Here is a 13,774-nt window from a genome sequence, read left to right on the forward strand (position 1 = left end):
ATGCTAACACCAGCTAGAAATGACAGTCAGACGATAACCTAATTTTATTTTTGACCACGATCTAATAATATAGCTCATCTATTTATATTTGTCTACAAATTTTTCTGGTGTTTTTGGACAAAAAAGGAAAATGCAGACGGCTGGTATATACGGAAAGATTTAATATAGCCCATAAGTTAATTTGTAGAACTTAATCTATTGCTTAACGGTAAATAATAGAGATATCGAAGTGGGATAGGACAAAAATCAAATTATGGCACTAATTACCACTGGCAACGGTTTAATTCGTGATCTGGAGAAATTCGGCTCTCTTGGTGTGTATGTACCTCTGGAAGGAGGTTTTGAAGGTCGGTACAGACGCCGACTGCGTGCAGCAGGCTATGTCACCCACCATATGAGTGCAAAAGGATTGGGAGATGTGGCTGCCTATCTTACAGGAGTTCATGGTGTGAGACCTCCTCATCTTGGCAAAAAAAGCACTGGTAGTGGTGCGGCAGTAGGTTATGTGTACTACGTACCGCCCATTGTTAGCTATCAGCTCGAACAGCTCCCACCCAAGTCAAAGGGCTTGGTATTGTGGCTGATTGAAGGGCATATTCTTTCCGATCAGGAAGTTGAGTATTTGGTGACCTTACCCAGCTTGGAACCACGAGTGAAAGTGGTGATTGAGAGGGGTGGCGATCGCGCCTTCCGTTGGACGCCTTTACAAAAGACCGTTTTAGCTAGCTAGGACAAGGGTACAGGGTACAGGGTACAGGGAAAAACTGTAACCTGTAACCTGTAAGCTACACCCATGAGTGTCAGTCTTGTTGGTGGGAAAAGACGTAAGCACCCCAAAGCGAAAGAGCGATCGCCATCACCAGTAAAATTGGCACGCTATACCAAGGAAACTGAGACAATGGCATATAAACAGCTGCACGCAATCCGATGCTAGCGTAAGTCAGGGGTAACAAGTAAACTACGAATTTCAAGGCTGTTGGTAATGTACTCGGGTCAAAAAACGTTGCTCCTAAGAATGACATAGGGATAATAATAAAGTTGTTGTAAAGTCCGACTGATTCAAGAGATTTCACCGTCAAACCCACAATGACTCCCAACCCGGCAAAAACGGCACAACTCAGCACCAGTATCAACACAAACAACGGGTTGAGAAAATTCCAATTCCCAGTAAAGAGCAGCGCCACCAAAATCACACCCAGCGAAGTCATCAATCCCCGCGTCACTCCCGCCAGCATTTTACCTGTATGTAGCGCTAGGGGATGCACGGGGACGAGCAATAATTCGTCGAAGTTTTTGGTAAATAGTCTGTCCCCGCAGATGGAAAACGTTGTTCCAACAAAGCTGACCGTCATCGACGACAGCGCTACCATCCCCGGCAAAATAAATTCTAAATAGTTATCATAATTACCACTAATTCCTGCCCCTGGTTTAATGGAACTACCTAAACCGAAACCAAAAGCCAAAATGTATATCAGTGGAGATATTAATCCCGACGAGGCAATTTGTACAATTCGTACACGTAAGTCTAGCCAATCCCCCCAAAAAATTGTGAGGCTATCGGCTACAAGGGTTTGAAATTGTGAGATTTTTATACTCTTGCCCAAGGCTCGTTGAAATGTCACTTTACTTGTACTGTATGTATTAATATTTTCTTAATTTTTATTTTACATTTCTTGACGACACCAGTATCAAAGGTAATAAAAAGCTCTTATACAGCCAATTTATCAGTACCATTTGTACATGGTAACTATTTACTCTAACGACTCATGACTAAATACTTGGTTAAAAGTTGAATTTTGAATTAACCAATAGACGAAAAATGCATGGCAATTGTTGTAGATATAAACAATGGTTAAAGTTAAGCCTGAATGGAACGCGGATTTGCTGATGAATCCCAATTAATAGGAACATAAGAGAAAAAGTTACAGACAATGACACTCAAGAATCGGCATACTGAAAGAAGGGGAGCAGTTGAACCCACTCCCTGCTGTCCAAAGCGTAAAGTTGATTAAGCGAAAATGAGACGAAAATCCACTGGTAGAACGGCTACTACTACTCCTAAACCCTCTATTTTGCAATCCCCTATCTTTAATTTCACCACCATAGCAATTTTGGGAGGGGTGTTTGTTTTGGGTATTGGGATTGGTATTGCTTTTAGCTCCACGGCTACCTTTACTCCAAACAACGTAGCTAGCCGAGAATTCATTGATACCAAAGCACCAAATGCTGAGATTTGCGTACAGTATGGAGCCAGCGCTATGGTCATGGACACCAGACTGTTTGTAACTCTCAACCCCTTTAAAGTTTACGTCGGTCAGCCTAGTATGCGTCCGGGATGTGTTTTACGTTCGAGTAACTGGGCGATTTTAGAGCAACGAAAGCTTGTGACATCAAACCAGGTGAGCGAATGCAAAAATCGTTTGAACCACTTTGCTTATGCGGGTGATTTGAACAGCGACAAACCCGACATTAGCTGCACCTACGAGAACGATGATGCGAAAAACTTCTTCATCAATACTCCAGGAGCATCTGCTCCAACACTGGAAACAGAGAAATTCTAGAAAAGAACGAAGACAGAAGAAGGAAGAAAGAAGAGTTAGCATTATATTCCTTCTTCGTTCTTCTTTCTTCTTTCTTCACTTTACCTAGTGGGGTTGGGAAAGGGTTCACCAAACTCAATTACTCCAGAATTGGGAGAACTGGGTGGATAGCTGGGGGCGTTTGGGACTGGAAAATTTGGCATACCCACAGAAGGAATACTGTTGTTAGAATTTCTGGGCTGATATGGGAAAGAGGGTGGGGGAACAATAGAACTAGGGAGTTGAGAGGGATTATTAGGAGTGAAAGGCGGTACTCGCACAGATGGTGTTTGTGGAAAGTTAGTGCTAGTCGGGGGTAGGGTTGTTAATGGTGGCGGTACGCTGAAATCGGCAGCTTGTGGCGGATTGTACATACCAGATGGTAAGTTACCTGGAGGTTGAGGCGGATTGTACATACCAGATGGTAAGTTACCTGGTGGCTGAGGCGGATTGTACACGCCAGATGGTAAGTTACCTGGTGGCTGAGGCGGATTGTACACGCCAGATGGTAAGTTACCTGGTGGCTGAGGCGGATTGTACACGCCAGATGGTAAATTACCTGGTGGCTGAGGCGGATTGTACATACCAGATGGTAAGTTACCTGGTGGCTGAGGCGGATTGTACATACCAGATGGTAAATTACCTGGTGGCTGTGGCGGATTGTACACACCAAGTGGTGTGTTACTTGGTAGAGATGGCAAGTTTCCTTGAGGTAAATAGGTACCGTTACTAGCAATTAAGGGACGTAATACCCAACGGTTGGGATTTTCTCTGGAAATGGGTTGCAGTTGCACTTGGTTTGGATCGATGACAGTTCCTGGTGCTACATCCATGACAATACGAGTGACATCTGCGTTGAGTTGGGAAACGCGAATGGTTCGGATTGGTCCAGAGAAATTTTGCTGGGTGGGAATTCTGCCCAACTTAGTACCTGGTAAATCTATAACAATGCGCGGGGGTTGAGCGAGGTAAAAGTGGCGCGGCTGTGAGGCTCTTGAGAGAGACATTTCTAGTTGTAATGCCTCTGGGTAAAAGCGCCAATCTTCCAGTCTGGCTACTGGCGCTACACTACGATTAGTTTTTTTAGCTACTGGCGCTACACTACGATTAGTTTTTTTAACTACTGGCGCTACACTACGATTAGTTTTTTTGGTACTATTGCCAGTTTCAAGGGCGTAGACGCTTAAAGTCTTGCCGTAAAGCATTGTTGCATACAAGCCAAATAAGCAAACCCGAAACAGATACTTGCAAAACCGGAAAAAATGCTTATTCATTAATCGCTTATCCATACTCCTCACTGCTCCACAAAACTCATCCACAATTGTCCATGACAACTGTTTTTTTTGCTTGTCGCTTCTACCAGAGGTGTCGGATGGTAGTACGCTCAAATGTAGGGCGAATGCCCTACCTACTTTTACTAGACCTCTTGCAAAAGTCATTTTTGTGTATATGAAACCGCAGATGCACAAAGCATTGAACCCAGATAATTTATCTGTGTTTATCTATGTCCATCTGCGGTTCCAAGTAGCTCTAAATCTGATTTTTGCAAGAAATCTACTGCATACGAGGCAAGAATTTCTATCGCTAATTACCAATGTGCAGTTAATGACTGTTTGACTGCTCAGATTGTTCATTTTCCTTTTGTGGTATTGCTGTTAATCCAATTGCTTTGGAAGTGCCACTCACATTTATTTCTCCTCTTAAATCTTCTTTATCCGTCAGTTGGATTTGTATCTTAACTGGAATAGAGGAATTATCTTTTTGACTGATGTTTGCTTGTGTTTGAGAAGTTGGAAGATTACATAAGATGTACTTGGGAGCTTTTCCAGATAAACTCAATTGTCGATTTTCAAGTCTACCTGTCAGAGAAGAGGTAGTTTCAGATAATTTGGAAGTTTTGGTGTAAGAGCTAGCTGGAAGTAAAAATCCATTTAAGTAAATTCCTGACTGTTGAAGATTTAATACCAGGATATTTGATTTATCGCATATTGGGAAATTTTCATTAAACACAAGACCATAACGACTTTTCATTGCGGGGGGTGCTTTGAGGCTGCTTTCTCCATAAGCAGTTACGACTTTAAACAAAAGCAGAACTAAAGTTATTGCCACACCATAAAAGGTTAGGGATTTTAAGTTTAAATGATGCATATTAATGGAAATGTAGGGTGATGATAAGAATAAAAAATGATGAATTATGAATGTTGAATGATGAAAAAGAAAATTTCCTGGTTTCATAATTCATATTTCATAATCCATGATTTATCTAACTTTTGACTTCTGATTTATCGTTAGAAAGCACCGAGGCAAGGTGAGATGTGAATTGACTGTAGCGACGGGTAATAAGCACTGAGGAGCGACACTTAATGGCAAGTTCATCTGTGTATCGTCCTAGGGTGTGACGTTCGATACCCCAAGCGCGGCTAGTACCAGCAATGGTGAGATCAACGGCTTCTGAGGCTGCGACTACGGCTTGAATTGGCTCTGTGGCTTCGACTATTTGAATGTCAATGCGATCGCGTAAACTTTGAGGCATTTGCTCCATGATGCTGTGAAACTCGTAACTGAGTTCATTTTTGACTTGATTATCTTCCACCACGTGTAAAATCACCAAACGACAGGTTTGGCGGTTGACTAGCAATCTCAGAGCAAGTATGAGTGCTAAATCATCATGAATGTTTGCTGAATAAGGAACCAACAAGCTTTCTAAACGCTCTTCTCCCCGATCTATAAACACTGCCACATCCACTGGCGCAGTGGTGAGAATTTGACCGACTCGTCCACCCAAGCGATTTTGACTAAAAGCTGGGCGGTGCCATCCCACTAGAATTAAATTAGCTTGTTTAAGTAACGAAATCTGTGCTGTTTCCCGTGCAACATTGTTTGATATGCGAACAATAGGATGTACATAGGAACGTGCTTCTGATGGTTCTAGACGTGAAATCAATTCTTCTAGCTGTTGGCGGCGCTCTGCAATCAGTCTATCTGCTTCTTGCGGGGTACTTCTAAATGCATAGTCTTCTTCGAGTTCAATCAAACTCAGGGGATGAATAACGGCGGGTTGTTGGTAGTTGACAGCAATTGCTATAGCTAACTGCATCAAACCTTTTTGGCTACTGGGATTTGCCACTGGAACCAAAATTCTGTAAGGACGACTGTGAGACTCTTCATCAGTAGAAGTATCTACACCTGTTTCTTCTGGTTCTTCCTCAACCATATCTAACTTAATGAGCTTTTTCGGATAAGTTAGCTCTAGCAGTGGCGAGGTCATAAATGTTGTTACCAATGCCATAATTACTAGCATGGTAAACAGTAGGGGCGAAATCACTCCGAGACTCAGACCAATATTTAGCACGATAAGCTCAGTCAAGCCGCGAGTATTCATTAACCAACCGAGTGCTGAGGCTTCTCGGTTATCTATGCCACTGACGCGAGCTGCTACATAGGTGCCAACGTATTTACCTATGATCGCGACTGCTAGCACAGCAAAGCACAGTGCCCATAATTCTGGACGATTGAGCAAACCAATTTGCGTCCGCAGACCACTGTAAGCAAAAAACACTGGTAGCAGAACTATCAGCACAAAATCTTCTGTTTTGACTGCTAATTCCCGCACTAAACCTGCATTCTTGGGCATGGCTGCCCCTAGTAAAAACGCTCCAAATATGAGGTGAATGCCAATCAGTTCAGTAATCAGGGCAGAAGCCACCACTCCCACATAAATCAAAGCTAGAACAAATTGGCTAAGGCGTCCGGTGCGGCGGTAGTACGTGGCAAGGCGTTGCAAGAAAGTTCGCCCCACTGTCACCATCAAACCGATGTAGATCAGAGAATAGACAATGGTGGGGATAGCTTTGACAATGCTACCAGTATGTGCGACGGCGATCGCCACCGCCAACAAGCACCAAGCGGTCACATCATCCACTGCTGCACAAGTCAGCGCCAAAGTTCCCAAACGAGTTCCTTGCAAGTTGTTCTCAGTAATAATACGTGCCAATACCGGAAAAGCGGTAATCGACATCGCCGCACCCAAAAACAGAGCAAAGGCGGTAAAGGAGACACTAGCATTAGAAACTAAAGGATACAGCAGTACCGCTAGCAGCGTTCCCAGTGAAAACGGTACTAAAATACTGACGTGAGACGTTAATATTGCTACTTCTAAATTACCACTCAGGTATTTGGGGTTTAACTCTAACCCAATCAAAAACATGAAAAATATCAGCCCTACCTGAGACAGCACATTGAGGAAGGGAATTGTTTCAGGTGGAAACAAGGCAGCTGCTAACCCCGGAGCAACCAAACCAAAAAGAGATGGTCCGAGCATAATCCCAGCAACAATCTCTCCAATAACAAGTGGTTGGTTAATCCACCGGAAGGCAAGCCCTACTAGGCGTGACAGTCCAATAACAATCACTACCTCAACCAGAACAAGAACAACTGTGTGCATGTTTTCCTCACAAGCGACTATCCGGTGTTCCTAAGATGATTCTTTATATCGCTGAAATCTGTCAACCTTCTCTGGCTAAATTAGGATGTTTTAGTGCTTAGATTGGATGTTAATTGTTATTAACACACAGTTCAAAATATCATCGGTGATTTGCTGTTATTTTTCTTTTTATATATATAAATGATTACGGATTGTATGAAGCAGTGAATAACTGTGTAGCTGTGCTGTTTGGGAACTACACTGAGAACTTAATTTTCTGCTTGGCTTGCCATCAGTTCAGATTTATCATAACTTGTGCCATGCAGTAACAACGCAACTAATGGCGAAGAGAATTGACATTGATCGGTTGGGATTTTTGCTCGCGTTGCCAGTATGATTGGAGCTTTACCGAATTACCATTGTGTATCTTTGAACCTTGGTACCCCGACTTATTGAGCCGACACCGAAATCAAGATTGTGAAATTGACTCGGAACCAACAAAGACCGTTGGAATGGCCATCACCATCAACATTACTAAGTTAGCAACCCAAAACAACACAACAACGCCAAAACCTACCAATGTCAAAGAGGAAAATGTTAATTGTGTGAATCCATCTAGCAGTTGCCATAACCGAAAAGCTGTGTAGAAAAAACCAATGGGTACAACAATACTTGGCACTAGCCAGCGACTAAAGACACTTTCACAGATAAGTTGCACGGCTACTATCAATAGGTAACTCCCCCAGAATACCCATGAAGATGGTTGCTTCCAAGCCAGAACTAACAAGCAGATAGGTAATAAAACTCCAACAACCAAGGCTAACTTGACCCACCATCGCAGAAATTGCCATTGCTTCTGACTAAACCCAATTTCTGCCGTAAAGGGTAAACGTCGAGCTTTCACGCCGAAACCATAGCCAATAGCTAGACTTGTTGCAATCAGAATAAAGAGCGTAAGAATCAATCCATTATTAACTGCCATCTGCTCTTACACCTAACACCCTTATTCTACGAGTACCAGAATTCTATTGGTGCATATTATACTGTTTTCCGCAATAAGCTGACATACAACAAAATGGACAACTTTAAAGCAGTGATATCCTTATGACGAACTGAGTTGGTAGGAGGAACTGTAATTGTAGGAAGCAAAAGCTTCCCAATTCATCACATCCTCTAACAGAGTTTGATACCCTAAAGTATTAGGGTGAAGACCGTCGTTGCTTATGCGTTTGAGTCTCCAAGCTTCACCGCGATTTATCCATTGCTGAAAAATATCGAGATAAGGAATCCCCCGTTCGGTGCAAGCGACTTTAAGAGCTTCTTTGTAGCGGTATTGGTCAGCGTGATTGTAGTACAAGCAATCCAGAAATGGCATCTTAGCTTCATCAACTGGGACCATTCCTACAAATAAAACTGGACATAGTTGCTGCGCCTGATCAAGCAAAGATGCAATTTGCGATTCAAAAACGGGAAAATCTGTATAGTTTCGTCCATTTGGACGACCTACCCGTGCTGAATCATTGACTCCTACCGACAGGATAATCAAGTCGGGAACGTGGTTTCGCAGTTCGCCCCGATGGCGAAATTCTACTTCTAGCCTTTGCGCTACTTGCAGGATGCGATCGCCCCGCACTCCCAAATTATAAAGAACATGACCGGCGCTGTCAGGTATCATCCAACACCGTCGCAGTCTCTCGACCCAGCCACCTCCTTCTGGATCGCCAAATCCATATATTAAACTATCTCCTAGCGCGACAATCTTTAGAGGCTGGGAACGTTTTGGCACAACTGACAGATGCATTGAGGAATTTGCTTCAAATGTCTGCATCTTTAAAATATATATTTTAAATCTCTATAGAATTCTATACATATCTATACCATTGAGCATTACTTTTCTTGTTCTTTCACGACTCTTTTTGAAAAGAGTTGATGAAGTAAGGCACGGGTGCATTTTTGCGCGGCCAGTTTTGAGAGAGGAAGCGTACCAGTACAGGTAGTGAGAGAACTATAAACAGGATACCTAACCACAAGCTATAACGTAATTGTTCTAACCTGTTCACGGCTGACAGAGTCTTCGAGCCATTTGAGAACAGTTCCATTGCCACTACAAAAGAATTATTCAAAGCATGGCAGGCGATCGGCACGATGAGCGAGCGTGTCTTGATATACAGCACCCCCAAAATCATTCCAACCATAGACAATCCCACGGCATTCGCGTGCCCAATTCCGAACAACAGCGACGAACCTAACAATCCTGCTCGAATGCCCCATTTGGTTGCCCAGCGCTGCAAAATAATCCCTCTAAAAAGGAATTCTTCAGTAATTGGCGCAACCACTACTAATACAATAGCTCCCAGCAGGTTGAACAACAGTGACGCATTCCTTTGAGGTGTTGGGTTGTTGGCAACGTCGCGTAAGATTGCTTCTATAAATGATGGAGCCAGTAATGACAGTAGGTAAAACAGTACTAGGTAGGAACCCATCGAAAACAGGATTAACAGAATGACTAAGCCAACCATCGGCAACCATCTATGGTTGTTTGGCAAACGACCGACTACATAGCTGAGGTGAACTCCTAAGCGCTTAAAGTCTGCCAGTGTCCAGAGGCAAAGTAATCCGAACACGAAGATGTAAAGGATTAAATTCAAAACTTGAGGGTTGAATTTTAAGCCACTAGTGGCTTGAATCACCCCTAGCCCAATCCCAAGAACGATAGATATGAGTAAAAGCCGCAGCAGCAAAGAACGAACCTTGAGATGGAGAAATGGATGATTGATATTTTCAGGAGTCATAAATTATAAGGATATTATGCGTAGTAGGGATTGCCCAAGGGGCACTGGCACCTTTGCGATCGCCTGCAAGTTCTTGCATCTCAGCTACTAGTACGCGACGGCGGAAATAAAGCTACCCTTCGGGTTCACCAGTCGCCGTGAGAGCGCGAAACCCTCCAAAGGGCGCTGGTTCACCATTCACTCATAGCGCGAAAAGCTCACAGAATCAGCCTTTTGAATGCGTGACTTTTGACTTTTGACGAACGCCTTGCGGTACTAGGGTGACTGATTTACCACCCACTTCAACCATTGTCCACAAGAACTTCGCTAGTTTTACCGTTATTTATTAGACGCTAGTTTATCCGCAATGCGTGTTGTTTCTGGCAACCGATATTTTGTTGTGCAATGCAATACGTAATCAATTGCTGTTGGTAGACTGACTTTATGACCGCTAGAGACGTAGATTGGCTTGACTCCTACTCGCGTCCGTAAAACTGCTCCAATTGTTTCTCCTCTATGTATTAATGGTTGCCAGCTACCTCGTGTGTTTAGGATCTCCTCATGCTTACCAACCAACAACGATTTTGCTACACCAATTGTAGGCATATCCACAATTAATCCTAGATGGCAAGCTATGCCAAATCTTCTAGGATGGGCGATTCCCTGTCCATCACATAGGATAATGTCTGGTATTGTTTTAATCTTTTCGAGTGCGTCTAAGACTGCGGGTATTTCCCGAAATGAAAGGAACCCAGGAATGTAGGGAAATGTTGTAGGACGGCGTGCGAGGCTGGTTTCTTGCAGCTGCAAATCAGGAAAACTTAGCACCGCTACGGCTGCACGGCTAATCGTACCATCTGCTTCAAAACCCATATCTACCCCTGCTACGTAGTGCACAGGTTCTTTGAGTTTGTCTTCAGTTATGACTTCATGTTTTAGCTTTTCTTGAATTTTGATAGCTTCATCTACTGTCAAAGGCCAAGGATGACGTTGAGAAATCTTCATATTTATAGCTTGAGTTTAAATTTTGTGGCTGGCAAAATTGTGACTCATAACGGTATATTTACGGTTATAATGACACAATAAAAATAATTTCGGGCAAAGCCAGACGAGCCAGCGCGAATGACGGTGAGTCCAGCGCTGCAGGAGGGTCTCCCGCTCTCACGGCGACTGGCGTAAGCGCAAAGCGCAGGCTCCGCCAACGCGTAGCGTGTCCGTTCGGCCTCAAGCCGTGCCCGTAAGCGCAAAGCGCAGGCTCCGCCAACGCGCAGCGTGTCCGTAAGGACTCAGGGCTCAGGACTCACCCGAAGGGCTTTCCCGACGGAGGCGACTGGCGTCGCAAAGTAGTATAAATGCGTTAAGGCAGTGTCACGCATCTCATACTATTTATATTTGGTAGATATGCTTTACAAATTTGCTGTCACCTGATTTGGCAAAAGAGAATCTAACAAAGTATCAAGACTGGTATTCGATAAATCAGGTATGGATAGCGATCGCTCTACTTTGGTAAAGTCCCGTTTCATGGATTTACTATACGTTGGATCGTAGTGGAACTGTAACATATCTTGTACGAAGAATTCCCATTTTCCAGCATCAATCAACTGATACCATTCGCTTAATTTTTCTTTTCCATAGCGGGATTTAAGTTTCTCTAGCTTGGCTTTTAAAATATCGGGATGAGTTGTTAAATGTGGGTATTCCTGTAAGAGAAACTGGACTCTTTGGGTAATAGGTAGGTGAATTTCTACACAGCTAGCCTGTTTCATTTTTTCCCACAAAGACGGCGGCAAATAAACTTGTCCAATTTTGTTGCTTTCTGATTCTAACCACACAGTTTCAGCAGGATTAAAGCTTTGCAGTTGTTGCAATAACAGCGATTCAAAATATTTTTGAGAGGGTTGGGGTGAAGGTTTTCCTTCCCATTCTTCGCCAAGCAAAGAACCGCGATGGTTAGCTAAAGCTTCCAAATCTAAAACTTGAGCACCATACTGGCGCATTTGGTGCAAAATATGGGTTTTACCACTGCCAGTGAGACCGCATAATATCTGGTAAGTGAATTTTTCTGACAGATGTTCCAATTGGTTGCGGACATACGCGCGATAAGTCTTGTAGCCGCCTTCAAGTAGCGTCACGCGCCAACCAATCTGCGTCAGCACCAAAGCCATACTATTGGAACGTTGTCCACCCCGCCAGCAGTAAAGCAAAGGATGGTAGTCCTTTTGTTTTTCAGCAAAATGTTGAGTGAGATGTTGGGAGATGTTTTTTGAAACCAAAGCAGCACCGATTTTCCGGGCGGTGAAGGGGCATACTTGTTTGTATATCGTTCCTACTTGGGCGCGTTCTTCATCATCTAGCACTGGTAAATTAATCGCACCAGGGATGTGATCTTCCGCAAATTCGCTGCTTGAACGAACATCAATTATTTCACTGTATGTTTCTGTCCAAGGTTGCTGAGTGTATCTGGGTAAAGGTGGCATTAAGCAATTCTAAATTCAAAATTCATGCATTGAGAAAGCCTGTTTCTCTTCCTCATTGTCTTTAGATGCTGGGCAAATTAAATGTGCATCATCTTTCTCGATTTTGACACTTCCATAACTTGATGTGTGGAAGGGTATAATTTTGCTCTTTTCGGCAATTGTTTTTAAAATCAAACCTAAGACAGATGTAGTTACCTCTAAAATTTACTATCACTCCCATTGGTTGCTTATTGGCAGCGTAATATTATTGAATGCAACAATGAGGTTTGATGTTCGATATGATACAGCAAAATCGGAAAATGGTAATGTCTGAGAAATTCATGTAATGAAAGTGCATGCACTTTCAGTACCTGTCTTTTTCTAAAAGCGCAGAAATCAGTTCACTTAAGTAAATAAAGTAGGTGTGAGATGAGATTTGGATTACCCACATGGTTTCCTTACCCCAGTGCTTGGTTAAACGCTTTGATACTATCGATGTTTATGACTGGGTTGTTAGCCTTGACGAGACGTAGCAACGGTTTGGACTCCTATTTCGCGAAATGGTCAGACAACCCAGAACTGTTGACTGTGCTCGTAATATTGTTACTAATATTACCAATACCTGCGATCGCCTTTTTTCATCACTTTTTTATCGGTCGCCTCATCCCCGCCATTCCAGGAGAACGGACAAATAACATCAAGGGATTAGTTCCTGGACTCATAAGTTGGTGGGAAAGTTTATATAGCTGGCTTGTGTTTGTCCTTTCTACTCTGATTGCAATATTGCTTTCAACTCCTTTTTTACCTCTATTTCAACTCAACTACGAAAAAATTCTTGACACCTACAACCAACCTCACAAAAATCTGCAAGCCATCTTTGCTATTTCCTGGATACTCAGCGCTGCTATTTTTTACCAAATCGAGTATTTATTTAAGTACCGTCTGATTTTTGCCGACGCTATTAGTAATGAACCAGAAAACACGCCTGAAAAAATTGATGAAGAAACAAATGTAAAAACGGAAAATAATCAGCCGAGTGAAGTCAATGCCACTGAAATTGAACAAAATGACAAAACATCTGCAAAAAAGCCAACCGTGGTTGACTTAATGGTTAAATATCGCAAGTTACCAAAAAGAGTTTTCACACTTATTTTGATTTCTTTAATATCTTTATGGATATACTTGTTTACTAATTTGCCAGAGGTTCAACAAAGTATGTCATATGTCAATCAATCTCTGGAAAAGCGATTAGAAGTAACTCCTGAACCTACTCCCAAAGATGACAATTTTGAGAAGGCAATTAACAAAGGTAAAATTGCAGCTCAGTTAACAAAGTCAGCACAAACTACAGATGAGTGGAAAGTAGTTGTCAAACGGTGGGAACAAGCGATTAAACTTTTGGAAGAAGTGCCAACTTCTAGCAATAATTATCCAATGGCGCAGCAAAAAATTTTGCAGTATCAACTTCATCGGGATTTTGCTAAGCAAAATGCGACATTGAATTAGTCAATTGAAATGTCCGAAATAAATTTCACAAAGACGCGA

12 protein-coding genes are annotated in these 13,774 nt (G+C 42.7%); 3 read left to right on the plus strand and 9 right to left on the minus strand.

Annotation, left to right across the window (positions count from 1 at the left end):
• Window positions 1–253 precede the first annotated feature (253 nt).
• Window positions 254–730: an NAD(P)H-quinone oxidoreductase subunit N gene (locus AACT52_RS05085; protein ID WP_073629614.1), complete on the plus strand. Its 477-nt coding sequence runs from the start codon at window positions 254–256 to the stop codon at window positions 728–730.
• 70 nt (window positions 731–800) lie between these two features.
• On the opposite strand, the gene AACT52_RS05090 is transcribed toward AACT52_RS05085, so the two are convergent.
• Entirely contained in the window at window positions 801–1,622 is an 822-nt protein-coding gene (locus AACT52_RS05090; RefSeq protein ID WP_073629616.1) for an ABC transporter permease, read from the minus strand.
• 396 nt (window positions 1,623–2,018) lie between these two features.
• Here AACT52_RS05090 and AACT52_RS05095 point away from each other — a divergent pair, with 396 nt between their 5' ends.
• Entirely contained in the window at window positions 2,019–2,561 is a 543-nt protein-coding gene (locus AACT52_RS05095; RefSeq protein ID WP_073629618.1) for a DUF3172 domain-containing protein, read from the plus strand.
• 80 nt (window positions 2,562–2,641) lie between these two features.
• Here the strand turns inward: AACT52_RS05095 and AACT52_RS05100 are convergent, their stop codons facing one another.
• From AACT52_RS05100 to mnmH, 8 genes are all read right to left on the minus strand, one after another.
• Complete coding sequence (locus tag AACT52_RS05100; protein WP_337251571.1) at window positions 2,642–4,018, minus strand: AMIN domain-containing protein; 1,377 nt, start codon at window positions 4,016–4,018, stop codon at window positions 2,642–2,644.
• 163 nt (window positions 4,019–4,181) lie between these two features.
• Window positions 4,182–4,814, minus strand: a complete 633-nt coding sequence (locus AACT52_RS05105) for a hypothetical protein (protein WP_233153859.1) — start codon at window positions 4,812–4,814, stop codon at window positions 4,182–4,184.
• Between the two features lie 28 nt (window positions 4,815–4,842).
• Entirely contained in the window at window positions 4,843–7,023 is a 2,181-nt protein-coding gene (locus AACT52_RS05110) for a cation:proton antiporter (RefSeq protein WP_073629622.1), read from the minus strand.
• A gap of 448 nt (window positions 7,024–7,471) precedes the next feature.
• The gene (locus tag AACT52_RS05115) at window positions 7,472–7,984 is read right to left on the minus strand and encodes a hypothetical protein (RefSeq protein WP_073629624.1); all 513 of its coding nucleotides are present in this window, start codon (window positions 7,982–7,984) and stop codon (window positions 7,472–7,474) included.
• Between the two features lie 120 nt (window positions 7,985–8,104).
• A complete protein-coding gene (locus AACT52_RS05120) occupies window positions 8,105–8,830 on the minus strand; it encodes a GDSL-type esterase/lipase family protein (RefSeq protein ID WP_073629625.1) in 726 nt (241 codons plus the stop codon).
• Between the two features lie 76 nt (window positions 8,831–8,906).
• The gene (locus tag AACT52_RS05125) at window positions 8,907–9,794 is read right to left on the minus strand and encodes a CPBP family intramembrane glutamic endopeptidase (RefSeq protein WP_073629627.1); all 888 of its coding nucleotides are present in this window, start codon (window positions 9,792–9,794) and stop codon (window positions 8,907–8,909) included.
• A gap of 318 nt (window positions 9,795–10,112) precedes the next feature.
• Complete coding sequence (gene nfi / locus AACT52_RS05130) at window positions 10,113–10,778, minus strand: deoxyribonuclease V (protein WP_073629629.1); 666 nt, start codon at window positions 10,776–10,778, stop codon at window positions 10,113–10,115.
• Window positions 10,779–11,179: 401 nt separating this feature from the next.
• Window positions 11,180–12,250: a tRNA 2-selenouridine(34) synthase MnmH gene (gene mnmH / locus AACT52_RS05135; RefSeq protein WP_073629631.1), complete on the minus strand. Its 1,071-nt coding sequence runs from the start codon at window positions 12,248–12,250 to the stop codon at window positions 11,180–11,182.
• 408 nt (window positions 12,251–12,658) lie between these two features.
• Between mnmH and AACT52_RS05140 the strand changes: the two genes are divergently transcribed.
• Window positions 12,659–13,735, plus strand: a complete 1,077-nt coding sequence (locus tag AACT52_RS05140; RefSeq protein WP_073629633.1) for a hypothetical protein — start codon at window positions 12,659–12,661, stop codon at window positions 13,733–13,735.
• Window positions 13,736–13,774 lie beyond the last annotated feature (39 nt).

This window comes from Scytonema sp. HK-05 (assembly GCF_963872035.1).
GTDB lineage: Bacteria > Cyanobacteriota > Cyanobacteriia > Cyanobacteriales > Nostocaceae > Kalymmatonema.